At 47.3% G+C, this 1,418-nt stretch carries 2 protein-coding genes; both read left to right on the top strand.

Annotated features, from left to right (window positions below; translation table 11 throughout):
• Window positions 1-233 (top strand): hypothetical protein (locus SSCH_RS20145; protein ID WP_232294276.1); only part of this gene is annotated, 233 nt, incomplete at its 5' end.
• A gap of 40 nt (window positions 234-273) precedes the next feature.
• Window positions 274-1,386, top strand: a complete 1,113-nt coding sequence (locus SSCH_RS07095; RefSeq protein WP_052835420.1) for an IS256 family transposase — start codon at window positions 274-276, stop codon at window positions 1,384-1,386.
• The last annotated feature ends 32 nt before the right edge of the window (window positions 1,387-1,418 follow it).

Consider the following 1,418-nt stretch of genomic DNA (forward strand, 5'->3'; position numbering starts at 1 on the left):
TCGCAGATGTAGATTCGGAGATTGTCCCAACAGCCGTGGAAATTGAAGTGGCGGTTCCCAGCCAGATATGGCATAATGGGTTTGGGAAACAACCAAAACCATACAGGGAGGTTACCGCCAATGTCAGCATACCACAAGAAGGCCGATCAGTCGATAGAAAAGAGTGTTTACCCGTTACCAATGGAGCAATTGACTCTATCAGATTTACGGGAAGCTGTGAAAGGACGATTTAGCAGTTTCTGTACGGCTGTTGGAATTCAAGCATTAGTGACACTGATGGATCAAGATGTTGAATCCATGGCAGGTCCGAAGGGCAAGCATAATCCTAACAGGACAGCATACCGCCACGGTTCCCAAGCCACCACCATTCCGTTGGGAAATCAGCGTCTAGCCATTGAACGACCTCGAGTGCGATCTATTGAAACCAATCAGGAGTTGCCCATAGCCAGCTATGAGGCGTTTGCTAATGATGATCAACTGCTGCAAGCAGCATTAAACCGTATGTTATACGGTATGTCTGCAAGAGACTATGGATATGGAATTGATGACTACAGCGATGTAGCCGAAACCTCCGGCACATCCAAAAGCACAGTGAGTCAGCGGTTCATTAAAGCAAGTACTAAAGAAGCGAGAAAGGTGCTCAGCCGCCGGTTTGATGAAAAAAAGATCCCCGTCATTCTAATCGACGGCATCGTTCTTGGTGATTACACCGCTATCGTAGTTATGGGCATTACCAGCGACGGAGAAAAGCTCATCATGGGTGTACGTATTGGCTCAACAGAGAACGCTCAAGTATGCCGAGATCTGCTGACTAATCTTATTGATAGAGGGTTACAGTATGAGCAAGGATTGTTGGCTGTCATAGACGGTTCCAAGGCTCTTAGAAAAGCCTTAAAAGATGTGTTTGGACAGAAGGTACTGATCCAGCGTTGCCAGGTGCACAAGATGCGTAACGTTTTGGATTACCTGCCTAAGCATAAACGCGACTGGGTGAAACGTAAACTGAGAAAGGCTTGGACATCGGAAACGGCTGAAGAAGCCACACGGCAGCTTCGTAGCCTGGCCACCAGCCTTCAAGTCGACTATCCAGATGCTGCAGCAAGCCTACGTGAAGGTCTAGAAGAAACTGTCACCATTTTGAAGCTGAATGTGCCAGCTCTTCTGCAGAGAAGCCTGCGTTCAACGAATGCTATTGAATCCAGCTTTAGTATGGTGTCCAAAAACATAAGGAACGTGAAGAACTGGAAAAACGGCACTATGGTACAGCGCTGGGTCTCTTCATCGTTGCTCGATGCCGAAAGCCGAGCCCATCGCATTTCAGGATACCGCTCCATGAGCATCCTGATCACTGAAATTTCAGCGGTTAACAATCCGTTGTTGACATAGATGGACATAGAGAAAGAGCAAATCAGCGTAAT

The organism is Syntrophaceticus schinkii, assembly GCF_000946815.1.
In the GTDB taxonomy this organism is placed as follows: Bacteria; Bacillota; DSM-12270; order Thermacetogeniales; family Thermacetogeniaceae; genus Syntrophaceticus; species Syntrophaceticus schinkii.